The sequence below is a fragment of the Natrialba taiwanensis DSM 12281 genome (genome assembly GCF_000337595.1).
In the GTDB taxonomy this organism is placed as follows: Archaea; Halobacteriota; Halobacteria; order Halobacteriales; family Natrialbaceae; genus Natrialba; species Natrialba taiwanensis.
This window is the reverse complement of sequence record NZ_AOIL01000051.1, coordinates 21,044-44,542: the sequence shown is the minus strand read 5'-3', so window position 1 is coordinate 44,542 and position 23,499 is coordinate 21,044. Positions and strand designations below refer to the sequence as shown.

The 23,499-nt window shown below is 64.4% G+C and carries 22 protein-coding genes; 9 read left to right on the top strand and 13 right to left on the bottom strand.

What is annotated here, in order from left to right; translation table 11 throughout:
• Positions 1–142: 142 nt before the first annotated feature.
• From C484_RS15080 to C484_RS15050, 7 genes are all read right to left on the bottom strand, one after another.
• On the bottom strand, positions 143–1,369 hold the full coding sequence (locus C484_RS15080) for a putative manganese transporter (protein ID WP_006826767.1): 1,227 nt from the start codon (positions 1,367–1,369) through the stop codon (positions 143–145).
• Positions 1,370–1,503: 134 nt separating this feature from the next.
• Complete coding sequence (locus C484_RS15075) at positions 1,504–1,986, bottom strand: GNAT family N-acetyltransferase (protein WP_006826766.1); 483 nt, start codon at positions 1,984–1,986, stop codon at positions 1,504–1,506.
• Positions 1,987–2,052: 66 nt separating this feature from the next.
• The gene (gene yciH, locus C484_RS15070; protein ID WP_049915529.1) at positions 2,053–2,349 is read right to left on the bottom strand and encodes a stress response translation initiation inhibitor YciH; all 297 of its coding nucleotides are present in this window, start codon (positions 2,347–2,349) and stop codon (positions 2,053–2,055) included.
• Positions 2,350–2,519: 170 nt separating this feature from the next.
• On the bottom strand, positions 2,520–4,193 hold the full coding sequence (locus C484_RS15065) for a Na+/H+ antiporter NhaC family protein (protein ID WP_006826764.1): 1,674 nt from the start codon (positions 4,191–4,193) through the stop codon (positions 2,520–2,522).
• Positions 4,194–4,517: 324 nt separating this feature from the next.
• Positions 4,518–5,603 (bottom strand): aminopeptidase, encoded by a 1,086-nt coding sequence (locus tag C484_RS15060; protein WP_006826763.1) that lies wholly within the window; start codon positions 5,601–5,603, stop codon positions 4,518–4,520.
• A 427-nt stretch (positions 5,604–6,030) separates the two neighbouring features.
• Positions 6,031–7,821: an excinuclease ABC subunit C gene (locus C484_RS15055; protein WP_006826762.1), complete on the bottom strand. Its 1,791-nt coding sequence runs from the start codon at positions 7,819–7,821 to the stop codon at positions 6,031–6,033.
• Between the two features lie 26 nt (positions 7,822–7,847).
• Positions 7,848–8,666 carry a hypothetical protein gene (locus tag C484_RS15050; RefSeq protein ID WP_049915506.1) on the bottom strand — a complete coding sequence of 273 codons (819 nt, stop codon included), beginning with the start codon at positions 8,664–8,666 and terminating at the stop codon, positions 7,848–7,850.
• A 139-nt stretch (positions 8,667–8,805) separates the two neighbouring features.
• Between C484_RS15050 and C484_RS15045 the strand changes: the two genes are divergently transcribed.
• The 3 genes from C484_RS15045 (at position 8,806) to C484_RS15035 (ending at position 11,050) form a co-directional block, all read left to right on the top strand.
• Positions 8,806–9,075 carry a hypothetical protein gene (locus C484_RS15045; RefSeq protein WP_006826760.1) on the top strand — a complete coding sequence of 90 codons (270 nt, stop codon included), beginning with the start codon at positions 8,806–8,808 and terminating at the stop codon, positions 9,073–9,075.
• Positions 9,076–9,188: 113 nt separating this feature from the next.
• Positions 9,189–10,115: an ABC transporter ATP-binding protein gene (locus C484_RS15040; protein ID WP_006826759.1), complete on the top strand. Its 927-nt coding sequence runs from the start codon at positions 9,189–9,191 to the stop codon at positions 10,113–10,115.
• Positions 10,112–11,050, top strand: coding sequence for an ABC transporter permease (locus C484_RS15035; RefSeq protein ID WP_006826758.1), 939 nt, complete (start codon positions 10,112–10,114; stop codon positions 11,048–11,050). Before C484_RS15040 ends, C484_RS15035 begins: the two co-directional genes overlap by 4 nt.
• A gap of 102 nt (positions 11,051–11,152) precedes the next feature.
• On the opposite strand, the gene C484_RS15030 is transcribed toward C484_RS15035, so the two are convergent.
• From C484_RS15030 to C484_RS15020, 3 genes are all read right to left on the bottom strand, one after another.
• Positions 11,153–11,554 (bottom strand): pyridoxamine 5'-phosphate oxidase family protein, encoded by a 402-nt coding sequence (locus C484_RS15030; protein ID WP_006826757.1) that lies wholly within the window; start codon positions 11,552–11,554, stop codon positions 11,153–11,155.
• 181 nt (positions 11,555–11,735) lie between these two features.
• Positions 11,736–13,826, bottom strand: a complete 2,091-nt coding sequence (ligA, locus tag C484_RS15025; RefSeq protein ID WP_006826756.1) for an NAD-dependent DNA ligase LigA — start codon at positions 13,824–13,826, stop codon at positions 11,736–11,738.
• Positions 13,827–13,935: 109 nt separating this feature from the next.
• Positions 13,936–14,364, bottom strand: coding sequence for a 2Fe-2S iron-sulfur cluster-binding protein (locus tag C484_RS15020; RefSeq protein ID WP_006826755.1), 429 nt, complete (start codon positions 14,362–14,364; stop codon positions 13,936–13,938).
• A 221-nt stretch (positions 14,365–14,585) separates the two neighbouring features.
• Between C484_RS15020 and rio1 the strand changes: the two genes are divergently transcribed.
• Complete coding sequence (gene rio1 / locus C484_RS15015) at positions 14,586–15,461, top strand: serine/threonine-protein kinase Rio1 (protein ID WP_006826754.1); 876 nt, start codon at positions 14,586–14,588, stop codon at positions 15,459–15,461.
• Positions 15,462–15,503: 42 nt separating this feature from the next.
• On the opposite strand, the gene C484_RS15010 is transcribed toward rio1, so the two are convergent.
• Entirely contained in the window at positions 15,504–15,893 is a 390-nt protein-coding gene (locus C484_RS15010) for a hypothetical protein (RefSeq protein WP_006826753.1), read from the bottom strand.
• A gap of 479 nt (positions 15,894–16,372) precedes the next feature.
• Here C484_RS15010 and C484_RS15005 point away from each other — a divergent pair, with 479 nt between their 5' ends.
• Positions 16,373–17,623, top strand: a complete 1,251-nt coding sequence (locus tag C484_RS15005; protein WP_006826752.1) for a tryptophan--tRNA ligase — start codon at positions 16,373–16,375, stop codon at positions 17,621–17,623.
• 44 nt (positions 17,624–17,667) lie between these two features.
• Positions 17,668–18,171, top strand: a complete 504-nt coding sequence (locus tag C484_RS15000; protein WP_006826751.1) for a metallophosphoesterase family protein — start codon at positions 17,668–17,670, stop codon at positions 18,169–18,171.
• Positions 18,172–18,215: 44 nt separating this feature from the next.
• Here the strand turns inward: C484_RS15000 and C484_RS14995 are convergent, their stop codons facing one another.
• Entirely contained in the window at positions 18,216–18,977 is a 762-nt protein-coding gene (locus tag C484_RS14995; protein WP_006826750.1) for a proteasome assembly chaperone family protein, read from the bottom strand.
• Between the two features lie 124 nt (positions 18,978–19,101).
• On the opposite strand from C484_RS14995, the gene C484_RS14990 reads away from it, so the two are divergent.
• The 3 genes from C484_RS14990 (at position 19,102) to C484_RS14980 (ending at position 22,736) form a co-directional block, all read left to right on the top strand.
• Positions 19,102–19,662, top strand: a complete 561-nt coding sequence (locus C484_RS14990) for a KH domain-containing protein (protein ID WP_006826749.1) — start codon at positions 19,102–19,104, stop codon at positions 19,660–19,662.
• Between the two features lie 167 nt (positions 19,663–19,829).
• Complete coding sequence (thsA, locus tag C484_RS14985) at positions 19,830–21,491, top strand: thermosome subunit alpha (RefSeq protein WP_049915505.1); 1,662 nt, start codon at positions 19,830–19,832, stop codon at positions 21,489–21,491.
• A gap of 192 nt (positions 21,492–21,683) precedes the next feature.
• Positions 21,684–22,736 carry an alanine dehydrogenase gene (locus C484_RS14980; protein ID WP_006826747.1) on the top strand — a complete coding sequence of 351 codons (1,053 nt, stop codon included), beginning with the start codon at positions 21,684–21,686 and terminating at the stop codon, positions 22,734–22,736.
• Between the two features lie 94 nt (positions 22,737–22,830).
• On the opposite strand, the gene C484_RS14975 is transcribed toward C484_RS14980, so the two are convergent.
• A complete protein-coding gene (locus C484_RS14975; protein WP_006826746.1) occupies positions 22,831–23,442 on the bottom strand; it encodes a hypothetical protein in 612 nt (203 codons plus the stop codon).
• Between the last annotated feature and the right edge of the window lie 57 nt (positions 23,443–23,499).

Below are 23,499 nucleotides of genomic sequence, written 5' to 3'. Positions count from 1 at the left end.
CAGGTCGCGGCCGCAAAGCGCGACGGTTTCGGCCGACCGGCAGTCATCCACAGAGCGGTCGCCGACGGAGCGGTCTTCGTCGGGACCGACGAGGGCCGTCTCGTCGCGTTCGAATGACCCACGGGTGGAGAAGACAACCCGATCAGAGCACGCCGAATCCGAACTCGGCCATCCCGAACACGGGCCCCCACAGCAGGTGGAGCGCGACGCCGACGACGACCGCCGGGATGAAGTTGTACACCGTCGCGACGATGGCCGCTTTGGCGTCGACCGCCAGCAACGGAAACAGCGCGTCGCCGTCCTGGCAGATCGCGTTGGCGGCCAGGGCGGAGAAGGGCAGTCCGCCCTCGGCGTAGACGCTCGCCAGCAGAATCTGCGGGCCGCAGCCGGGGATCAACCCGACGACCGCGCCGCCGATCGGCGCGAGCACGCCCGCGGCCGACGCGACCGTCGCGACGTTTATCCCCGTCAGGAGGACACCGAACTCGTAGACGAGGAAGGCCACGAGTACCCAGACGGTGACGAAACTGGTCTCCATCGCCGCGTGGGTAAGCGTCTCGTAGACCGAGCCGAACGAATCGCGAGCGCGGGCGACCTCTCCTTCACCCACGTAGTGGCGGCCGACGATGTAGAGGTACAACGAGAGCACCGCACCGACGATGCCGACGGCCGTAAATGCGCCCGCGAAGTCGGTGCCGAGTCTGATCGGGACCTCGGGCCCACCTTGGAGCAGGTACTGCGTCCCGAGGATGAGCCCGGCGACGGCGCTCAGCCACCAGCCGACGTGGACGAGATGCGAGAGCGGCGTGAGAACTCGCGAGTGGCGATCCGGTCCCGTCTCGTGGGAGTGTGTTGGTGCCGGACCGCCGTAGTCGTGGGCCGGGTTCGGTCCAACACTGCTGTTGACGACGGTTCCGCCGTCGGGCGTTGCGGCGGGCGAGAGTTGAGCCACGGCAGCATCGATTCGGGAGACGCCCAGACCGACCGAGTCGACGAGGTAGCCGGTCGCCACGGACGCCGCGAACGCGATGGCGTAGGCGTACAGTGCGGCTTCGGGGGCGAGCGCGAGGATGACGAACGCCGAGTCGCCGGCGGTCGCCCCGAGCGTGGCGACGACAGTACCGAAACTGACCGTTCCCCGGACGTATAGCGGCATCACGATAATCGCTCCGCCACAGCCTGGCGTCAATCCAAGCAGACCGCCGAACAGTACCTGTAATCGCTCGTTCTCTTCGATCACGGCGAGCACGGCACCGTCGGTGTAGTACTGGAGCAGACCGAACGCGAGGATCGTCACCGCGACGAACGCACTCACCTGCACATAACCATCTCGAAGCGATTCCAGAAGGACCGTCAGCGCCTCGTTCACGAGTTCTCACTCGGAACCTGCGATCCGACGGCACGATTATTAGACATCTCTAAAAATATCTTTAGCACCATGGTATAAATAGCTGCCGCTGGTCGCCGATTCGCGCAGGGAGTGGGTGAGACGGCGAGTGTCGCCTACAACGACAGCGTATAGACGACTTCTTCGTACGCTTCGCCGCCTAACTCGACCGTCCCGGTGTCCGTTTCTTCGAACCCGAGTTCTTCGTAGAAGGCGCGTCCGGTCGAGTTCGAGGCGAGGTCGATCGCTCGCATGCGGTTCATGTTGAAGTCGGCGAGGTCGTCGCGCAGTCGCTCGTGCAGTGCAGTTCCGACGCCCTCGCGCTGGTGATCCGGGTGGACGTACATTCGGAGGACGTCGCCTTCGTCGTCCTGGACGACGCCGTGGGTGAAGCCGACGACGCCGGCATCGGTTTCGGCGACGAGGACGGCGGTTCCGGGTTTCGAGAGCGCGCGCTCGAGTTCGTCGTCGGCGTACCAGTCGTCGACGGTGTCATCGATGACGTCACTTGCGAGTTCGTCGTAGGTGTCGTGCCAGGTGTCGCGGGCGATGTCGCGGATGGCGCTGCGGTCGTCGGTGGTTGCTGGGCGAATCTCCATAGTATGGGCCACGACAGCAGTGCACAAAGTTGTACTCGCAACTCGATTTGTACTGGGACAACTGGGTTAGGTCTGTACGTCGAAGCCGCGGTCGCGGAGTAGGTCCGGCACTCTGTCGCGGTGGTCGCCCTGGAGTTCGATGCGACCCTCGTCGACGGTCCCGCCGGTTCCGAGCGACGATTTGAGATCGGAGGCGATCGATTCGATCTCGGACTCGGAGAGGTCGAAGCCCTCGACGATCGTCACCGGTTTGCCGTAGCGTCGTTCTTCCATGCGGATCGAGAGGACTTGTTCCGCCGTTTCGAGGTCGCTTTGGTTGTCGAGTTCGTCGAGCAGGTCATCGAGCGGGTCGTCGTTAGACACGGGATGGACTACGCTCGCGAAAGGCATAGAAATGTCCATCGTCCGGTTTTCCGACTCGTTTCGAGCGTCGAGCGGACCTGAACTCGATTCATACGGACTGCTGTAAGTCATTTCCGGCGCAACCGCAGGACGGGCGCGGTCGCGCCGGTAAATCGTTACAGCAGACCGTATCAGTCGTCGCTCGGAACGTCGCGCTCTCCCGCGCCGGCAAACGGTTTTGCGACGAGGTCCTTGCGGGCGGCGTCGAGCTCCGAGAGGGCGTAGACGAGCCCGACGAGCACGACCGCGCCGATCGGAACCAGGACGAACGGGGAGAGGCCGAAGAAGCCGTACAGGAGGTAGACGACGACGGAGACGGAGAGGACGGTCATAGCGTAGTACAGCTGCGTGCGGACGTGGTCGATGTGGTCGGCACCGGCGAACGTCGACGAGAGGATGGTGGTGTCTGAGATCGGCGAGCAGTGGTCGCCGAAGATCGCTCCGGAGAAAATCGCGCCGACGGCGACCGAGAGCAGTTCCGGCGACCCGCCGCCGATTTCGTAGGCCATCGGCACCGCGATGGGCGTCACGATGCCCATCGTCCCCCAGGACGTTCCGATCGAGAAGGCGATGATCCCTGTCGACAGCAACACGACGACCGGAAGCAACGTGGGAGTGACGATTCCCTCGGCGAGGGCCGTCACGTACTGGCCGGTTTCGAGAACCTCGGCGACGGTGCCGATCGACCACGCCATCACGAGGATACTGACGGCGGTGAGCATGATCCCGAAGCCGTCGAAGATGGTCTCCATCGACTCCTCAAGGGTGAGCACGTCGTCGTACAGCGCCATCGCGACGGCCGTCGCGACCATCGAGAACGAGCCCCAGACGAGCGCGCCGGTAAAGTCCGTGTTGTCGATCAGGTCGATGAGCGCGCCGGTCTCCGAGATGACCTCCCCGGGCGTCACGCCTGCAGCCTGGAAACCGGTGATCGTCGCTCCGCCGACGACGACGGTGACGAGGACGGCCACCGGGACGACGAACGTCCGGAGCAGCGGGTCGTCGACGGCGGGTTCGCCGAGATCCTTCTTCATGCTCTGGAGCGGGGTGGCGTCATCCCGGGTTACCTTCCCCGTTCGCTGCGCGCGCGTTTCGGCGTCGAGCATCTCGCCGAAGTCCCGCCGGGTTAGCACGATGATAAGCACCATCAACAGCGCCAGCAGGCAGTAGACGTTGAACGGGATCGACCGGAGGAACGTCCCGACGGCCGAGGGGGTCTCCCCGCTGATCGTCTCGGAGTCGTAGACATCCTGAATGAGGCCGATCTGGAACGCGACCCAGCTCGAGATGCCGAACGTTGCAACCGGTGCGGCGGTCGAGTCTAAGATGTACGCCAGTTTTTCGCGCGACATCTGGACTTCGTCGGCGATATCCTTGACGGCCGAGCCAACAATGGCGGTGTTTGCGTAGTCGTCGAAGAACCACACCAGCCCGAGCAGCCACGCGGCCAGCCCGACCCGGCGGTGCGAGTCGACTCTTGTGGTGGCGGCCCGAGCGACGGCGACCGAGCCGCCCATCCGCCAGACGAGCGCGATGCCGGCACCCAGCAGGAACGTGAACGCGATGATCTCGGCGTGGAACGTATCGTCTCCGTAGGAGGCGACGATCCACCCGAACGCTTCCACGACGGCCACGAACGGGACGGCCGCGAACTCGATCGCGGTCTCCGCGCCGTCGGCCGCGATGATCACGCCGCCCGCCCAGATGCCGATGAACAACGACAGCAGCGCCCGTCGGGTGACGATAGCGAGCGCGATCGCGAGCAGTGGCGGCACCAACGACAGCGCTCCGAACTCTGATGTCATGCTATCGTGGTTCATGATAGCATGATTTAAAAGGTGCTGTGATTTCCCTCCCTTCATTGATTTGAGCACCAAGAGCCGCGAATCCTTCGATCGAGTGACTCTGTTGAGATCCTTAACGATTGATATGGACGGTCTGCTGAAGATAGAGGATAGATTCAGCGTGATACGTGTGTCCGGTTCAGATCAAGTTGGCTCAATCAGCCGGTTCGAAGGTAGTCGAACTACTCACTCTATTCTGAAACCTAGTGATTCTCCCGATGCCGTCATGTCTCCCGAATCTATACCCCGACTCTGACCTGAACTAGTGCGGTTCCTCGCTGGCCACTAACCATCGAAGCCTTCCTCCCAGCGAAACGTCCCGTTGCACTGGATGACCTCTCCGTCGACCTCCAGCCGGGTCTCCTCACGGGTCATGTCGGTGATAAGATCGGTGTGGATAGCGCTCTGATTGCCCTTTTCGCCATCGGGAAGGCATTCGTTGTAAGCGCTCCCGACCGCAAGGTGGACAGTGCCGTCCATCTTTTCGTCGAAGAGAATGTTGTCAGTGAAGCGGTCGATACCACGGTTCATCCCAACACCGAGTTCACCTAGTCGTCGGGCACCAGCGTCGGTCTCAAGTAGTTCGCCAAGCGCAGTCTCTCCCGTCTCAGCCGCGTGGTCGACGACCTCGCCGTCTTCGAAGCGGAGTCGGACGCCCTGAACGCGTCGACCCTGAACGGTCATCGGAACGTCGAAGTATACCTCGCCGGTCGTGTCAGAGGGGACGGTATACACCTCGCCGCTCGGGAGGTTGCCGGAACCATCGGCGATGACGGCCTTGCGACCCTCAATAGACATCGTGATGTCCGTGTCGTCCATGCCCTTCACAATTCGCACCTCACTGCCAGCGTCGAGCAGGGTCTTTAACTCTGCCATCTCATCGGCGAAGGCCCCCCAGTCGCGGAGCACGGCGTCGTAAACGAAGTCCTGATACGCCTCGTAAGTCATCCCGGCCTGCTGTGCGTGGGCCCGGGTTGGATGGACGGTCTTCACCCAGTCAGTCGCCAGCCAGGCTTCGCGAACCGCCTCGGTCGGCCAGGCGTGGCGGACCTCTTGGGGGACGTCCGCGAAGGTAGCCGTATTCCGCGACCCGACGAGAAGGAGTACTGAGTCGGTTTCCTCGTAGAGTGCGAGTTCGTGGGCCGGGGTCTCGTCGAAATCACAGTCATGAGCGCGGAGGTACGCTCGTTCTATCTCGTCTGAGACGTACGTTGTGACTGGATGGGCACCGACAGCCCCGAGTTTCTCGGCGACTGCTACGCCGAGTTCGTGTGCGCCCTCACCGACCGCGATGACGACATCGTTACCCGCCTTAATGCTCCCGCTCCATTCGACGAGCACCGCGGCGTGCTCCCGAATTCGTTCGTCCATACCTACGAAGCCGCCGCCCTCAATTTAACCGTCCCCATATCTCCCGCAACCGTAATTTCACCCGAAATTTTCTAGTAAGGGTAGTCGGCTAGCTGCCCATGCATCCCTTCCGGTACGGACTGACGATCACGGAATCGAGACGGCTACGGAAACACCGACGGGATTGATAGTTACACGGTCTACCTCTACCGATTCGATTGGAGCTGATTTGAACTAATCCCCAGTGCTGCATACGCGATTCTATTCAGTACGGGTACGAAACCCCATCATGTATTTAGGACTTCAACAGAGCCGTTAAAGTGAAACGATCATCTCGCACGGAGTGCGAGATCGTTTCGTTTGCGCTCGAGTGTCGGTGTCACCGATCCGATCTACACGTGCGCTTCCGGCGGAGCGCTCCCGGCAGAAGACATCGGTCGACGCTACATCACAGCCGCTCCTTGACCGTCCGTGCCGTCTTCTCGCCGACGCCCGAAACGCTTTGCAAGTCCGTTACGCTCGCCTCGCGGACGTTCTCGACGCTGCCGAACCGACCGAGGAGCCGCTTTCGCGTTTCGGGGCCGATTCCGGGCACGTCATCGAGCACCGTCGACACGTCGTCACGCAGCGTCTGGTGGTACTGCACGGCAAAGCGGTGGGACTCGTCGCGAACTCGCTGGAGGAGGTGCAGGTGCGGCGCGTCTGCGGGCCAGGAGAACTGCCGGTTCGGCGTGATGACCGTCTCCTCGGCCTTCGCGAGCGCAACGGCGGGCACGTCCCAGCCGACCTCGGCGAGCGCGTCGCGGGCAGCCTCGAGCTGGCCCTCGCCGCCGTCGATCAGCAGGAGATCGGGGTCGGGCCGGTCATCCCGTCCCTCGACGGCGCGGCGGGCGCGCCACGCGAGTAACGCGTGCATATTGTCGTAGTCGTCGTTCTGATCGCGCAGTTTCTTCCGGCGATAATCTGCCTTCTCGGCGCTTCCGTCGACGAACGTGACGTTGCTCCCCACTGCTGACGTTCCCTGAGCGTGGCTCACGTCGAACCCTTCGATCCGCCGGGCGACATCGAGTTCAAGCGCGTCGGCGAGCATGCCACACTCGTCGCGGCGGCCGACGTTCCGGCGGGCGTTCTTGAGCGCGAGATCGACGAGTTTGGCCTCGCGGCCGGCACCCGGAATCCGAACGGAGACGGTCTCGGCGTCGAGCCAGGCGGCGACCTCCTCGTCGCCGTGGCGCTCGGGGAGGAGGAGCGCGTCGGGCAGGTCGCGTTCGGCGTAGTACTGGACGATGAAGGCGGCGAGGACGGCGGGGATGCCGCTCCGCCCGTCGCGTCCGGTTACTTCCGCTCCCGTCGCGGCCGCGCCGGGTGCGTCGAGCGTGTGGCGCTCGCGGTCCACGAGTTTGCCGTCTTCGGCGCGCAGGCGGGCGACGGTTGCGTCCTCGCCCTCGATCGCGACGCCGAGCACGTCGACCGCGCGCTCGTCGCCGACCGACTGGACCGCCTCGCCGCCCTCGCCGTGGAAGGCCTCGACAGTCTCGAGTCGGTCGCGGAGGTTCGCCGCCCGCTCGAAGTTCCGCTCCTGGGCGGCGGCCTCCATCTCCCGGCGCAGCGGATCGGTGAGAATGCCCGCCTCGCCTTCGAAAAAGCGCTCGACCGCGGTCACGTCCGCGACGTAGTCCTCGAGTTCGATTTCGCGGGTGCAGGGGGCGGTGCAGAGTCCCATCTCGTGGTCGAGACAGGGGCGGTCCCTGTTTGCGTACTTGTGGTCCGAACAGCCGCGGACGCCGTAGGTTTCCCGGAGGGCTTTCACGACGGTTTCGACCTGCCGTTTGTTCGTGTAGGGGCCGAAGACGGTCGGCCCGCTCGCAGTGCCTTGTGCCTCGCCGTCGGGATCGCGGGTGATCTCGATCCGCGGGGCCGGGTGGTCGGTCAACTGTACCATCGGGTAGGACTTGTCGTCCTTGAGCCGGACGTTGTAGCGGGGCTGGTGGCGCTTGATCAGGTTGGCCTCGAGCAAGAGCGCCTGTGTCTCGGTGTCGGTGACGGCGATTTCGATCCCGTCGGCGCGGTCGACCATCCGTCGGATGCGCGCGCTCCGCGGGTCGGCGTAGGAGCCGACGCGACTCCGGAGGTCGACGGCTTTGCCGACGTAGAGCGTCGTTCCGTCGGCCCGGAACTGGTAGACGCCAGGCTCACGTGGCAGCGATCGCGCGCGGTCGCGAACCCCGTCAGCGTTCATCGCCGGTCCTAGGGCGTCGACGGCTTTCAGCCTGACTCATCGCGACCGCGCCGGCGGTCGCCCCGCGGGTGTGATTCGCCCGACTCCGAGGACTGGCTGAACTCGGCTCTCTCGGCCGGCGAGCGCCGATCGGCCGTCGGACCCGGCTGAATGGCCTCGCTGAGGCTGAGGGTGATCGGGGCGGCATCGTCGGTCTCGCCGAGCGGAACGGCGATGTCGTCACCGCCGGCGACTTCGAGGACGAGTTGCCTCGATCGTGAGCGGACGTAGAGCCCGGCGAAGACGGCGGCGAGCGCGAGCGAGAGGATGCCGCCGATGAGGATCCCGGTATCGAGTACCTGGAACAGCACCCCGAGCGTCTCGAACGTGCTGTCGACAGCCGCAGTCGTCCCGGCGGCATCTCCGGCGTCGGTTGCCGTTCCCGTTCCTGCCCTGTCTCCGGCGACTGTTCCGTCGAGTTCGAGTTCGGGAATCAACTCGCCGAAGGAGACGACTGCCGCGATGGTAAGCAGCGTGAGTCCGAGCGCGCCGGCCAGGAGGCTCCGGAGCAGGTGTTTTGTCGAGCCGCTTTGGCTGACGGTGACGTGTTGGACGTTCGGACGATCGACATGACGATAGGGGTGTGTCCCTGGTGAGTGTGAGCGGCTGGAGCGATCGAACGCGAGAACGCGGTGGCTTGTGACGACGATCGTCGCGGTTTCGAGTTCGAGTCGACGCTGTTCGGTTTCGCCGTCGTAGTGCAAGGTGTCGACGTGGTGTGTCCAGTTGACAGCCATCTGAATCGGAAGGTGAGCCGCATCGGGCGCTGGCTCGCGGTTGTCGTGAGTCGTTGTCCCAGAGTGCACCGCCGGGGGTCAAGTACGCTGGGGCGTTCTGCTGTGTGTGCGAACGCTGACCGGGCAGCCGCGCGACGGCCGGCTGCGCTGGCCCGGCACCCGGGAGCGACGCGATACTTTCTCGGTGGTCCGGCCGCAATCCCCGGGTATGTCTGATCCGACGGTCCGGTGCTGGCTGGTCGAGCGCGACTTCGGCGCGCGAAACATCGTCACGCTCGTCTATGCGACGCCGGACGGATCGCAGTACCACCAGCGCGAACGATCCTCGACGGCGCTTCGAACGGGGTCTGCGGTTACTGCGGCGACCGACGTTCCCGAATCGGACCTCGAATCGGTCGACGATGCGGAAACGCGCGACCGATACGCGACCGAAGTCGACCGCGTCCGAGAGCAATACGAGCCGGACGACTCGATCTGAACGCCGCCGAGTCGGCCTCGCTAGCCGGAATCGGTTTATTCACTGCCCGTGGTCGAGTGTATTATCCTCCCCAAGTGGCAACTCTTATCGGTGAACGCCGAGATGACTCAGCCATGCCTGCACTTCGCGTCGACGAACTGACGAAGTCCTACGGGCAGACGCTCGCGCTCGATACCCTCTCCTTCGAGGTTCACGAGGGCGAGGTGTTCGGCTTTCTCGGCCCGAACGGCGCAGGGAAGTCGACGACGATCAACGTCGTGCTCGATTTCATCCGGCCGACTGCGGGACGGGTCGAGGTCCTCGGACTCGACGCTCAGGCCCACAGCCGCGAGATCCGCTCGCGGACCGGCGTCCTCCCCGAAGGCTATCAGGTTTACGACCGCCTCACCGCCCGCCAGCACCTCGAGTTCGCCATCGAGTCGAAAGGAAGCGACGACGAGCCGGAGACGCTGCTCGAACGGGTCGGCCTGACCGACGCGATCGACCGGAAGGCCGGCGGCTACTCGAAAGGGATGGCCCAGCGGCTCATGCTCGCGATGGCGCTCGTGGGCGAACCGGACCTGCTCATCCTCGACGAACCCTCCACCGGGCTCGACCCCAACGGTGCCCGCGAGATGCGCGAGATCGTCCGCGAGGAGAACGCTCGCGGTGCGACCGTCTTCTTCTCGAGTCACAGCATGGAACAGGTCGAGGCGGTCTGTGACCGCGTCGGCATCCTGCAGGACGGCCAGATGGTCGCCGTCGACTCCGTCGAGGGGCTGCGCGACTCCATCGGCGGCGGCACCTCGCTTCGGGTCACCGTCGACCGGATCGACGACGACGCCCTCCAGGCGGTTCGGTCGCTGCCGACCGTCTCGAACGTCGCCACCGAGGACCGCGACCCGCCGACGATCACCGCCCAGGTCGACGGCTCGAAGACGGCCGTCCTCGCTGAACTCGAGGATCACGGCGTCGAGGTGCGGGACTTCTCGACGACGGAGGCGTCGCTCGAAGACGTGTTCCAGTCGTACACGACGGGTGCGGAGGTGACGGCGCGATGAGCACCGAGGCCGACATCGATACCGATACCGGCACGTCGAGAACGGGAACGACGTCCAGTGCGAGTTCGGTCAACCCGGACAGCGTTCGCGCAGTCGCGCGCAAGGACTTTCGGGATTCGATTCGCTCGTGGGTGTTCTGGACCCTGAGTTTCCTCTTTTTCATGCTGCTGGTCGGGACGACGGGGCTCCTCTCGTACTTCGGGAGCGACATCGCTGCGCAGGGGCAGACGACGGAGGCCCTCGTTGGGATGGTTCAGAGTATGACGAGTCTCATTATCCCATTGATCGCGCTGGTATTGGGTTGGAAGTCGATCGCAGGGGAGCGCCAGTCAGGGAGTCTCAAGATCCTGCTCTCGCTCCCGCACTCGCGAAAGGACGTGTTGCTCGGCAAACTCATCGGTCGATCGGCCGTGCTGTCGATCTCGCTGATCACCGGCTTCGTCCTCGCCGCCGTCGTCGTCGCCGCGTTACTCGGGAGTTTCGACATCGCTGACTATGCGGGACTACTCGCGGTGTCGATCCTCTACGGGGTCGCCTACACGAGCCTCGCGGTTTCGCTCTCGTCTGTGACGCGGTCGACGACGATCGCCGGCGCTGCGATGTTCGGCATCTTCATGCTGTTTTATGCCGTCTGGAACGGCCTTCTTACCGCCTTCTGGATGCTGATGAATCTCGATTATATTCCCCAGAACGAAACGACCGCCCAGATCGCCTTGCTATTCAACAGCCTCTCGCTCAACAGCGCCTACCAGAACGTTCTCTCACTCGTCACCTCGATGGGCGGGTTCACTGATCAGACCGAGATGGTACTCGAGGGGATGTTCGGTAGCGTCCCGTTCTATCTCCAGGACTGGTTCTCGCTTATCATCCTGCTCGCCTGGATCGTCATCCCGATCGCGATCGCGCTCTTCCGGTTCGACCGCGTCGACCTCTGAGCGCGGTTCGTATCGTAGTTTGCGTTCGCGGTTGCGTTTCTGTTTCCGGTCCCGTTCCTGTTTCTGTCCCTGTTCTCGCTCGCCGCCACGTTCGAGTTCACACTACTGTGCGGCGTGGCGCACCACCTCGGGCTCGATCGAGATGATGACTCGCTCGCTCTGGATCGGATTCTGGTACTCTTCGTTGCCCGTATACCGCTGTGCGAGTTCATCGATGTGCTCGCGCGCGCCGTCGGTCGTGATCTCGTCGACAGTCCCCGTCACGGAGAGCATCCGATAGGGGTTGTCAGGATCGGTCATGCTCACGCCGATCCGCGAGTCATTGCTGGCGTTTTTCGCCTTTCGTCGATTTCGTTCGGTGTTGATAAGCAGGCGATCCGCGTCCGCGTCGTAGTCGACCCACACGGGCGTGACGTGCAGTTCGTCGTCCGGTAACACCGTCGCCACGTGGGCGAACGTTTTCTTCTCGAACAGATCGTGGAGGTCGTCTGGAATCGACGCCATAGCCGCGGTACACCGTTCTGGTACTAAGTTACGCACCCTTCCTGCCACTGTCGGTGACTACTAGCCGTTGAAGGGAGTTTCCCGACCCGATCGCTCCTCTCATACGGACTGCTGTAAGTCATTTCCGGCGCAACCGCAGGACGGGCGCGGTCGCGCCGGTAAATCGTTACAGCAGACCGTATCAGTCCAACTCGATGCCTCGGGCCGCGAGTGCAGTCCTGAACTCGCCCTCGCTGTCGTCGAGGACCGTCACGTCGTTCGCGTCGGCGGCGTCCAGTTTCGTCGCGCCCGGGCTCTCGCCGGCGACGAGGAAATCCGTGTTCCCCGAGACGCTGCCCGTGGCGTTCGCGCCGTGGGCTTCGACGAGTTCCTGCGCCTCGCTGCGGGTCATCTCCGCGAGCGAGCCCGTGAAGACGAACGTCAGCCCGTCGAGTTCGTCGCCGCCGGTCTCCGTCGTCGCCTCCTGCGGCGAGACGTGCGCCAGAATCGCGTCCACGGCCTCGGCGTTGGCGTCGCTCGCGAAGAACTCGTGGATCGTCTCGGCGACCGTCTCACCCACGTCGTCGACGGTTTCGAGTTCTTCGGGGTCGTCCTCGGCGGCCTCGCGGACGGCGTCGAACGTCCTGAACTCGCGGGCGAGTTCGCGCGCGGTCGCCGGGCCGACGTGGGGGATGCCGAGAGCCGAGAGGAAGTCGGGAAGCGGCGGCTCGCGGCTGTCCTCGATTTCGGACAGCAGGTTCTCGGCGCTCGTCTCACCCCAGCCCTCGAGTTCGGTCAGGTCCTCGCGCTCGAGTTCGTAGAGGTCGGCGACGGATTCCACCAACTCGGCGTCGACGAGTTGCCGAACGCTCTTCTCGCCGAGCCCTTCGAGGTCGAGGCCGCCGTCGCTCGCGTAGTACTCGATCGATCGCCGAAGTTGTGCGTCGCAGGCCAGGCCGCCGGTACAGAAGGCGATCGGGCCGTCGCGTTCGATTGCGCTGCCGCAGACGGGACAGTGGTCGGGGAGGTCGTAATGGCCGTCGCTGCCTTTCTCGACCACTTCCTCGACGTAGGGGATCACGTCGCCGGCGCGCTGGACGCGGACGGTGTCGCCGACGTTGACGTTTTTGGCCTCGATCTCCTCGGGGTTGTGCAGGCTCGCCCGCGAGACCGTGACGCCGCCGACGTCGACCGGTTCGAGCAGGGCGACAGGCGTCACGCGGCCCGTGCGGCCGATCTGGATGGCTACGTCGGTGATCGGCGTCACCTCGGCGCGGGCGGGGAACTTGTAGGCGAAGGCGTAGCGGTCGTGGCGCGCGGTGCGGCCGAGTTCCTCGCGGGCCTCGCGGCCGTCGACTTTGATGACGACGCCGTCGATCTCGTAGTTCAGGTCGTCGCGGACCTCGTGCATGCGGTCGCGGTAGTCGATCGCCCCCTCGATGTCGTCGACGACCTTGACGCGCTCGTTCGTCCGCAGGCCGTAGGCGGGAAAGCGTTCGAGTTCGTCCCGGTGGCTGTCGGCCAGGTCGCTCGCTTCGAGCACGTCGAAGTAGAAGACCTGGAGCGGGCGGTCGGCGACGACCGAGGGATCGAGCTGGCGGATCGTCCCGGCGGTCGCGTTGCGCGGGTTGGCGAAGGGCTCCTCGCCGCGTTCGATCCGCTCGCGGTTGTGTTTCTGGAAGGCGTCTTTGGGCATGTAGACCTCGCCCCGAACCGCGAGAAAGTCGGGATAGTCGCCGTGGAGTTTCTGCGGGACGGAGCCGATCGTGCGGGCGTTTCGCGTCACGTCGTCGCCCTCGCGGCCGTCGCCGCGGGTGACCGCCCGCGTCAGGCTGCCGTCCTCGTAGACGAACTCCATCGAGACGCCGTCGAACTTGGGCTCGCAGACGTAGTCCACGGCACCGACCTCCCGCCGGACGCGCTCGTCGAACTCGCGGACGTCCGCCGCGTCTCCGCTGTTGTCGATCGACAGCATCGGCGCGACGTGCTCGACCGTTTCGAACGCATCGATTGGCTCGCCACCGACGCTCCTGGTGGGGCTATCCGGATGGGTGAGATCGAAGGTCTCCTCGAGTTCCTGAAGGCGGGAGAAGAGCGTGTCGTAGGTCCGATCGGCGATGATCGGGTCGTTCTCGACGTAGTACCGGCGGTCGTGCTCGCGGATGGCCTCGCGTAACTGTGCGACCTGTTCACGGGCCGCCGCTGCTGAAAGCGCATCGACTGGACTGAACTCGGTCGGCGGGTCACGGAGATACGGATTATCTTCGTCCGCGTTCTCGTCGGCGAGAGACATTCGTTGGTAGAGCGTTGCTATGCGCACCCGTTAACGTTACCGCAGTCGCTTGTCCGTCGGTGGCGCGACGATAACGGCTCACAGTCTGAGAGCGCGACGACGGGAGCGACTACTTCCACGGACTGTCGCCGACTTCCGCGCGCACCCTCGGCCCCACCTCGATTCGACAGTCGGCTCTGGGCAGCGCGATACACAGCAGCGCATAGCCGTCGGTGCGTTCGCGCTCGTCGAGCGCCCGCGGCGGCCGTCGGTAGTCGACGGCGGTCGCGGCGTCGGGGTGGTGGTCGCTCCGATCGCCGGACGGGGTCTCGAGTTCAGGTTCGGTTTCGGCCTCGGCCTCGGGTTCAGGTTCAGGTTCAGGTTCGCCGTCGACGGCGAGCACTCGTCCCACGCACGTCGTGCAAGTTCCTTTCCGACAGTCGGACGGGAGCCGGACGCCGGCCTGTCGGGCCGCCTCGAGTATCGTCTCGCGCTTGTCGACCGCGATCGTTTGGTTCGGGCCGTCGGTCCGCTCGAGCGTCACGTCGTAGCTGGTCATCGGTTGGCTGTCACCCTCGGCTGGGCGTTGGCGCGCTCGATCGTGGTCGGGGGCCTGTTCGTGTTCATGGTCTCGTTCTGCGTTCCGTTCATCTGTAACTCTACAACGCGAAGCGAAAAAAGCCAGGCCCGACATACTGATTCGAGGCGGGTGGAAGCCGCCGGGTCACCGGCGAGGGAGACCCGGTCCTTTACCCGCCTGCGCCCCTTACGACGGAGTAGATGGGACAGGGAACGGACGCGGAATTCGGGTTAGTCGACCTCGACGAGGCCGAGACGCCGGGCGACGAGTGGGAGGAGATCGACGTGTCGGACACCGAAGCCGACCGGATCGCCCGCAAGCGCGACCGCAAGTTCGAGCAGTTCGAGGAACGCATCAAGGACGCTGACCAGTTCAAGGTCGAGCAGTCGGTATTCGACGACGCGACGTTCGCCGCGCTGTACAAACTCGTCCAGGACGGCTACGTCGAGGCGTTCGGCGGGCCGCTCTCGACGGGCAAGGAGGCGAACGTCTATCATGCGCTCGGCGACGACCGCGAAGTCGCGGTCAAGGTCTACCGGATCAACGCCTCGAATTTTCGCCAGATGCGCGACTATCTCGAGGGCGACCCGCGCTTCGAGGGCCTGGGCGGCAAGAAGAAAGACGTCGTCCTCGCCTGGACCAAAAAGGAGTTCGCGAACCTCCGGCGGGCCAAGAAAGCCGGCGTCCGCGTTCCCGAACCGATCGCCACCGAACGAAACGTGCTCGTCATGGAGTACATCGGCAACGACGAGGGCCGCGCCAAGCGCCTCGGCGAGGTTCACATCGAGAATCCCCGGACCGCCTACGAGGTCATGCGCGAGTACATGCGCCGCCTCTACGCGGCCGGCATCGTTCACGGCGACCTGAGCGAGTACAACGTCGTCTTCCACGAGGGTGAACTCGTGGTGATCGACCTCGGCCAGGCCGTCACCGTCCACCATCCCAACAGCCGCGATTTCTTGGAGCGCGACTGCGAGAACGTGTCGAGTTTCTTTTCCCGGCAGGGCTTGGACGCGGACGCCGACGACCTCCTCGAGTTCGTGACCGATCCCGAGCCGGATCCGTCTCGCAACTGACAGTGACTCGGTGAAAGATCTCTTCCGTTAGATCCCTCTTGTTCAGTCGTCTATAACGCGGTTGAAGCCCTGGAAGCGGTCGTGTACGACGACCCTCCCGGTTCCCAGTGTCGAAGCCTTTGCTTGCAACTGTTGAACGAGATTTTCGCTCAACTGACCGTACACATCGATGGCCTCGAGCGTGATGAACGCTCCAATCGGCGGGAACTCCGAACCCGAAACTGCCATGTGCTGTTCTAGCGTCGTCGAATCAGCGTGCGTATGCATCACGGTCATCCGCTCGCCGTCGGCGCTGAAGTAGACGTTGTAGGATAGTATCTCGGGTTCGTTGGTCTCGACGAAGTCCACCAACTCCGCCATCGCTGCCTTGAGTTCGTCCAACTTCCCCTCGCGTACCGATGACCGGTCAATGTAGACGATGGAGTCAGTCATCCTGCCTCCTCTGGGTAGCTTTGCAGCCGCGTTGTACCGCTTCTTTCTCGGTCGCTATTGCTGTCGCCATCGACTCCTCCGTGCGGTGCACCAGACACAACGGGTCCCCGTCAGGACGTGTCGCATAGCTGGCGCTATTGTTTCATGACCATGTTAACTATTGTCACTCCACGAGGAGATCGGGAAGACAAGGCCATCGAACCTCCAACAGGCCACGTGGCGACTGGTGCCACCCGGTGCTCGCTCGTCCGTCTTCACTGCCCGAAACACTAATCTGTCCTGCCCCGAAGTATCACGTAATGACGGCCGCTCTCGAGTGGCAATGGCGCTGGCAGCCCCGTTCGAGAGCGGACAGTGTCCTCGCGGTCGCCGACGCGGCCTAACCGGTCGGTTGCGGCGAGGGGTGCTCCCTCCGTTCGTTCTCCGCCGTTTCGACTTCCAGCCACCGCTGTAGTTTCATTACCTACGAACACGAAACGATGTCCGACTCCAACGACACCGAGACAACGACGACCGATTCCCAGCCCGATCGCGACAGTACCGAACCGGATGACGCCGACAGCCGCGCCGATGACGAGTTCACCGTCACGCCCTACGCCGTCTCCGGGGAGATCGACTACGACAAACTGCTCGAACGCTTCGGTGCCGAGCCGCTGACGGGCGAACAGATCGAACGCTTTCCCGACCACCCGCTGCTCCGCCGGCGGACGTTCTACGCCGGGCGGGACGTGGACGACTACCTCGCGGCTGCCGGGGCGGGCGACCCGCACGCGGTCGTCACCGGCAGGGGGCCGTCGGGGCCGATGCACCTCGGCCACGTCCTGCCGCTCTATCTCGCAAAGCGCTTCCAGCAGGAGACGGGCGCGACGGTCTACATCCCGCTGTCGGACGACGAAAAGTTCCTCGCGAAAGAGCAGTCCTTTGCGTCGATCGGCGAGCACACCCGCAAAAACCTGCGGGATATCCTCGCGGTCGGCTTCGACCCCGCAAAGACGCGGATCGTGATCGACACCGCCGATGCGGACGTGCTCTACCCGCTCGCGGTCCGCCTCGCGAAGCACCTCACCCCGGCGACCGTCGAGGCCGTCTACGGCGAGCAGGACACCGTCGGCCTGCAGTTCTACCCCGCCGTGCAGGCGGCGCACCTCCTGCTCCCGCAACTCGTCGCGGGCCGCCAGCCGACGCTCGTCCCCATCGCCGTCGACCAGGACCCGCACGTCCGCGTCTGCCGAGACGTGGCCGCGAAGGAGGCCCTCCCGGTCCGAAAACCGGGCGCGCTGCTCGGGCGCTTCCTCCCGAGCCTCGACGGTCCCGGGAAGATGAGTTCGTCCGGCGACGCGCCCTCGATCGAACTCACCGACGATCCGGAAACCGTCGCCGAGACGATTCACACGCACGCCTACACCGGCGGACGCACGACGCTCGAAGACCACCGCGAGAAGGGCGGCGACCCGTCGGTCGACGTGCCCTTCCAGTATCTCCGATACTTCTTCGAACCGGACGACGACGAACTCGAGCGCATCGCCGCGGCCTACCGCGCGGGTGACCTGCTGAGCGGCGATCTCAAAGACCTCGCGATCGAGCGCATCATCGACTTCCTCGCCGCCCACCAGCGCCGGCGGAACGCGCTCGATGAACTCGCGACTGAACTCGAGCCCTACCGGCTCACCGACGAGGAACGGCGACAGGCGATCGACAGCGCCGGGGTGTCGCCGGTCGTCGGGACCTAAGTTCGACCCAACACTATTTGTCGGTCGCCCGCGGGGAACTGCGTATGAACATCGGCATCGTCGCCGACACGCACGACAACGTCGACGCGGTCGAACGCATCGCCGAGATTTTCGAGGACGAAGGCATCGAGATCGTCGTTCACTGCAGCGACTTCGTCGCCCCGCTGATCGTGCCGTACTTCTCGAAATTCGAACTCCACGGCGTCCTCGGGAACAACGACGGCGACGCTCGCAATCTGCAGGCGGCTTTCGACTCGCTCGGCGGCGAGAGCGAACTCCACGGCCGGTTCGCGGACCTCGAGTTCGACGGGCTTTCGATCGCCGTCCTCCACGGCGAGTCGATGGACGAGGTGCGGGCGATCGCCGCCGCCGACGAGTACGAGTTCGTCTGTTACGGTCATCACCACGTCAGCGAACGCGCCGAGTACGGGGGAACAACGTTGTTGAACCCGGGGGCGCAGTTTCCGACGACGGCCGCGGCGGACCGTACGGTCGCGGTCCTCGAGACGCGTTCGGAGTCCGTACGGTTCCGATCCGTCTCGGAGTAGTGCCAGTCGGTAGCGTTCGACGGGAGGACCGGACAGTGCCGGCACTACATGTACATTCGATCGTCGGAAGCGTCCGTCCCTCGAGCGGGGTGTCCCGGGGACTCCATCGCCGCCATACGCTCGGCGAGTTCGGCGTAGTATCTGGTGAGCGCTTCCGAGCGCTCGCGCAACGGCTCGGTGTCGATTTCGAGGTCGTACCACTCGGCAAGAACCGTCAGATAGCGAAGTGCCGCGTCGAGATCCGGTCCCGGCGGGTGATTCGGCGTCACCAGGACGCCGATCGGGGGAACGTCGCCCTCGAACTGACGCGTCGCGAGCTCGCCGGGCACGCCGTCCAAGATGCCGCCGCCGAGCGGCGTGTCGTCGGTGTCGGCTAGCCGTCGCCGTCGAAAGCCCGATGTCGCGACCGTGAACACCTCGTGTTCGACGGGGCCATGCTGAAACGGGAGGCCATGCAAGACGGCGAGTTCGTCGATCTCCGTCTCGGCGAGCCAGCCGACGACCGCATCGACGAACGTCCCAGCGGTCCAGACCGGAACGATGGTTTCGCTGAGCAGCACGCAGCAGTCGGCGTTGTCGCTGGCGTAGAGCCGGATCGGCCGCCGCAGCTCGCCGTTTCGGAACGGGACGACGGTCGGCAGGTTTCTCGTCCGTGCGTAGCCGATCTGGTCGAACTCGAGCTGCTGGACGAGGTAATCGGCGGCTGTGAGGCCCGTCAACCCGATATTCGGGAGGGCGAGAAACAGCGGTCCCTCGAGCCGGTCGGTGGCGCTCGTGACGAGTTCGTACTGCGGGTCGGTCGCCATACGACCGGTACGCTGAACTCGAGTATAGTTGTCGGCCCCGCGGGCGGATCGGCGGCGCTGGTGTTGGTGTTGGTGCTGGCGCGGGGACCAAGGTCTTAACCTCACGCAGCGAATACCCGAGTGTATGCAGCACGTGAAGATTCCGCAGGACCGGATCGGAGTTCTCATCGGCGAGGGCGGCGAGACGATGCGCGAGATCGAGGCGGAAGCCGAAGTGCGGTTGGATATCGACTCGGAGGACGGTGCCGTCGCCGTCGAGACGGTCGGCGACCCCGTTCGCGGCCTCAAAGCCCCCGAAATCGTCCGTGCGATCGGGCGCGGATTCGCTCCCGAGGAGGCGCTGCAGTTGCTCGAAGACGACATGGTGCTGTTCGACGTCGTCGACATCGACGCGGCGGCCCGGAACAAGAACGACCTGAAGCGCCAGAAGGGCCGGCTCATCGGCGAAGGCGGCCGAACGCGGGAACTCATGGAGGAACTGTCGGGCGCATCGGTCGTTATCTACGGCTCGACGCTCGGTATCATCGGCACGCCACCGCAAGTCGATGCGGTCCGCAGCGCCGCAGAGATGCTTCTCGACGGCGCGCCACACGGCACCGTTTACTCGTTCCTGGAGGAGCGACACAACGAGATGAAACATCAGGGGATGCAGTACCACCGCTTCCCCGGCTCCGGATCGTCTTGATCTGTCGCTTGACTCCCGTTTTTCGTTCGGTTCACTCATAAATAACCGCCGGTCGTTCTCTCTCGAAGCGATAGCCCCCGTCGATTCAGGCGCTCTGAGTGAATCGACACCAAAATATTTATATAGAATAACAATCAATCCTTCAGGTGACTATGGCGCAACAGCAGATGGGCAACCAGCCCCTTATCGTTCTCTCGGAGGACAGCCAGCGAACCTCCGGGAAAGACGCGCAGTCGATGAACGTACAGGCCGGCAAGGCCGTTGCCGAGTCCGTCCGCACGACACTCGGACCGAAGGGGATGGACAAGATGCTCGTCGATTCCTCGGGCAACGTCATCGTGACGAACGACGGCGTCACCCTCCTCTCGGAGATGGAAATCGACCACCCGGCGGCCGACATGATCGTCGAAGTCGCCGAAACCCAGGAGGACGAGGTCGGCGACGGCACCACGAGCGCCGTCGTCGTCGCCGGTGAACTCCTGAGCCAGGCCGAGGACCTGCTCGATCAGGACATTCACGCAACCACGCTCGCGCAGGGATACCGCCAGGCCGCCGAAGAGGCCACGGCGGCCCTCGAAGAGATCGCAGTCGACGTCGACGAGGATGACGACGAAATCCTTCACCAGATCGCCGCCACCGCGATGACCGGCAAGGGCGCGGAGAACGCTCGCGATCTGCTCGCCGATCTCGTCGTCGACGCCGTCCAGTCCGTCTCCGACGGCGACGACGTCGACACCGACAACGTCAAAGTCGAGAAGGTCGTCGGTAGCTCGACCGAGAACTCCGAACTCGTCGAGGGCGTCATCGTCGACAAGGAGCGCGTCTCCGACAACATGCCGTACTTCGCCGAGGACGCCTCGGTCGCGATCGTCAACGGCGACCTCGAGATCAAAGAGACCGAGATCGACGCCGAAGTCAACGTCACCGATCCCGACCAGCTCGAGCAGTTCTTAGAGCAGGAGGAGGCCCAGCTTCGCGAGATGGCCGAGCAGGTCGCCGACGTCGGCGCTGACGTCGTCTTCGTCGACGGCGGCATCGACGACATGGCCCAGCACTACCTCGCACAGGAGGGCATCATCGCCGTCCGCCGCGTCAAGTCCAGCGACCAGTCTCAGCTCGCTCGCGCAACCGGCGCAACGCCGGTCTCCACGGTCGATGACCTGACCGAGGACGACCTCGGCTTCGCCGGCAGCGTCGCCCAGAAGGAGATCGCCGGCGACCAGCGCATCTTCGTTGAGGACGTCGACGACGCACAGGCCGTCACGCTCATCCTCCGGGGCGGCACCGAGCACGTCATCGACGAGGTCGACCGCGCCATCGAGGACTCCCTCGGTGTGGTGCGGACGACCCTCGAGGACGGCAAGGTGCTCGCCGGCGGCGGCGCGCCCGAAGTCGAACTCTCGCTTGCGCTGCGTGACTACGCCGACTCCGTCGGCGGGCGCGAACAGCTCGCCGTCGAGGCCTTCGCGGACGCACTCGAAGTCATCCCACGCACGCTGGCCGAGAACGCAGGACTCGACCCCATCGACTCGCTCGTCGAACTGCGCGCCGACCACGACGGCGGCAACGAGGCTGCCGGACTGGACGCGTTCACCGGCGACACCATCGACATGGGCGAGGAAGGCGTCTACGAGCCGCTTCGCGTGAAGACCCAGGCCATCGAATCCGCCACCGAAGCGGCTGTCATGCTGCTTCGCATCGACGATGTCATCGCCGCCGGCGACCTCGCGGTTGCCGACGATGATGACGAGGAAGACATGCCTGCCGGCGGTGCCGGTGGCATGGGCGGTATGGGCGGCATGGGTGGCGGTATGGGCGGCATGATGTAAGCGAGGGATAACCCCCTGCGGCTTCCCGACCACCATCGCAACCGCTTTCGGCGGCCCATTTTCTGCCGTTTGCCGTTCGGCATCCGCTCCTAAACTGGATAGCGACGGCTTAACTCGTCGCTCGAGCCGAGTTCACACTCACGCCGTGGCCAGGAAGAATCACTTAAGGTGCCGCCCGCAATATTCGCGGATATGAACACGATTCTGCTAGATAGCGACGATGTCGACGAGAACATTCGGATGGGGGCTCTCATCGACGCAGTCGAACAGGCGTTTGGCGCGTTCGAACGGGGAGACACCCAGATGCCGGCCAAGTCCTATATCGATTTACCCCAATACAACGGGGACTTCCGCTCGATGCCGGCCTACCTGAACGTCCGAGGGAGCGACGCCTCCTCGAGCCAGTCAGGATCGCAGCGGGATGCTGACGCTGCCGGTGGGTGGGACGCCGCCGGCCTGAAATGGGTCAACGTCCACCCTGACAACCCGACCGACCACGACCTGCCGACCGTGCTGGGGACGATGATCTACTCGGACCCCGAAACCGCGTTCCCGCTCGCGATCATGGACGGAACGACGCTGACGATGAAACGGACCGGAGCCGCCGCCGCCGTCGCGACGGACCACCTCGCCGTCTCCGACGCGACGAGCCTCGGTCTCGTCGGCGCGGGCGTCCAATCGTACACCCAACTCGACGCGATCAGCGAGATTCGCCCGATCGAGGAGGTCGTCGTCTCGGATCTCGACGAGGAACGCGTCCAGCGCTTCATCGACGCCTACGACGACGAGTTCACCGTGCGCGCCGGTTCGATTTCCGAGGCCGGCCACTGTGACGTGCTCTCGACGGTGACGCCCGTCCGCGACCCGGTCGTCACGCCCGAGGATGTCGGTGAGCACACGCATATCAACGCCATCGGTGCCGACGCCGAGGGCAAACACGAACTCGCAGACGAGCTTTTGCAGGCGGCGACGGTCGTCATCGACGACCACGAGCAGTGCACTCACTCCGGCGAGATCAACGTGCCCTACACCGACGGCACGCTCACCGACGCCGACATCCACGCCGAACTCGGTGAACTCGTCGTCGGCACGACGGACGGCCGCACGGCTGAGACGGATGTGACGGTGTTCGACTCGACGGGACTGGCAATTCAGGACGTTGCCGCAGCACACGTGGTGTACGAAAACGCGAGCGAGAGCGACAGCGGCTCGCGGTTCGGGCTGATCGATACGGACGTCCAGTAAAAGTACGGTACGGTACCGGCTCCGTCTCCTGTCCGGTGACTTCTGACTCTCATTTCGACCCAGTATGGCACCCGGCGACTGAACCGAACGCTATCTACGCACCGAGTAGCTCCGCTACGTCCAGTGTCGTCGTTTCGTCGTCGGTCGCGATCGTGAACTCTTCCAGCCAGATCTCCTCGCCGGATTCGATCGCCAACTGCGGCACATCCCCGAATACGGCATCGAAATACGTCCGCACCGCACCGGCGTCCGGCACCGAGAGCAGCGCGTCTTCGATCCGGTATACGGCATCGTCACTCTCACTCCGTTCCGCCGTTTCCCGCTCCTCGTCAGCCCTCGGATGCAATTCCACCCGGAACGTCCACGGCGTCATCACGAACGTCCGCCGGCTGTTCTGCCGAACGGACGAGCCGCGAGCGCGCGCCCGCTCTAGTGTCCCATCGAAATCCGAACTGCGAAGGCCGAGATGATCAATTCGGGGGCGCTTCCCGGGGGCGAGCGTGATATCGACGTTCCCTCGACGATGGACCTGGAGCTTGAATCTGAACTCGTCCGGAACGGCGTCTTCGGGCCCGAACGATCGACTCTCTCCACGAACGGTCCCGAAACGGCGCTTGCAGGGGAGTCCCTCTCGCTCGAGTCGTTCGGCCGCGCTCTCTATGTCGGGTGTATTGAAGTGGAGGTGAAACAGTGTTGGTCCGTCCATAGTCGATGCAGGCGACTACCGGAGATAATGATGCGGGTTCGGGAGGAAAAAGTGAGT